Annotated in this window: 2 protein-coding genes; both read left to right on the plus strand. The window is 48.6% G+C overall.

Features of this window, described 5'->3' with window-relative positions:
* Window positions 1–33: 33 nt before the first annotated feature.
* A complete protein-coding gene (vmeY, locus tag R7M72_RS24760) occupies window positions 34–1,161 on the plus strand; it encodes a multidrug efflux RND transporter periplasmic adaptor subunit VmeY (RefSeq protein WP_005485167.1) in 1,128 nt (375 codons plus the stop codon).
* A gap of 8 nt (window positions 1,162–1,169) precedes the next feature.
* Window positions 1,170–1,363 (plus strand): efflux RND transporter permease subunit (locus tag R7M72_RS24765; RefSeq protein ID WP_318056421.1); only part of this gene is annotated, 194 nt, incomplete at its 3' end.

The raw sequence follows: 1,363 nt of genomic DNA on the forward strand, positions 1-1,363 counted from the left end.
AACAATATCCTGTTCCATAAAGACGGTAAATACATGCAAAAGAAACCACTTGTCGCATTAATGGCGGCTACAGCTATCCTTGCAGGATGCGGAGAAGCGAATAATGCCCAAAGAGAGAGCCAAGCGCCTCTTGTCGTAACTCAGGATGTCACGGTAATCGACTACCAACCGAGTAAATCATATATCGGTCGCATTGAAGCGGTAGAAGATACCAATATCACAGCACAGATTTCAGGCTATTTACAAGCTCGTCATTTTGAAGAAGGACAAATGGTAGAAAAAGGCCAGCTTCTTTATTCTATTGAACCTTCTTCTTTTGAAGCACAAGTGGCAAGTGCGAAAGCAGCGTTAGCACAAGCAAAAGCTTCGCTTAAAAAGGCAGAGCTTGATCACCAACGTGGTAAAAACCTGCTTCCTCGTGGCAGCATCTCCCAATCGGAATTTGATGCGTTGACAGCAACATTGCTAGGCGCGCGTGCAGAACTAGAAGCCGCGAATGCACAGCTTAAACTTGCAGAAGTCAACCTTTCGTACACGCAAATCCGAGCGCCGTTTAGTGGTCGTATTAGCGACACTAAAGTGAGTACTGGTGATCTGGTTTCTCCATCTTCAGGTGTGCTGACGACGCTCGTGAGCCTAGACCCTGTGCACACTTCGTTTAGCGTCAGTGAACGTGAGCGTTTAGCGATGGGCATGGATCGAATTAAAGGCGATGGTTCGGCCGAGTCGAACGGTGTGGAAGTGCAACTAGAGCTAGAAAACGGCCAGTTTTTCGAACACTTAGGTCAGCTTGATTTCTTGGGTAACCGTATTGATACCAAAACAGGCACGATTGCTATGCGTGCGTTGGTGCCAAACCCAGAACACAAACTGCTTCCTGGCCAGCACATCAAAGTCAACTTACGTGATAAGAACACGCGAGATGTCATCGTCGTGCCTCGTCGTGCGGTGCAAACTGACCTAGAAGGTGACTTCGTGATGGTGACAACGGAAGGCAACGTCGCTGAGCGTCGCAATGTAGAACTTGGCCCGCAAGTCGAGCAGGGCATCATCATTCGCGAAGGTCTTGAGAAAGGTGAAGCTGTTATCACACAAGGTCTACAGCGTGTTCGTAATGGCGTAGAAGTGCGTGTTCAAACTCCAACTGAAGACAAACAGTAGGAGGTCGCATGTTAAGTCGTTTCTTTATACAAAGACCTAAGTTCGCGCTGGTCATTTCGATCATCCTGACGTTGGCTGGTGCCATTTCGCTAGCGATTTTGCCAGTGGCTGAATATCCGCAAATTAGTCCACCGTCGGTTAGCGTACCGGCGTACTACACTGGCGCAAGTGCCGAAGTGGTTGAACAGGCCATCGCCGATCC

The organism is Vibrio sp. YT-18, from assembly GCF_033337345.1.
Taxonomy (GTDB): Bacteria; Pseudomonadota; Gammaproteobacteria; order Enterobacterales; family Vibrionaceae; genus Vibrio; species Vibrio alginolyticus.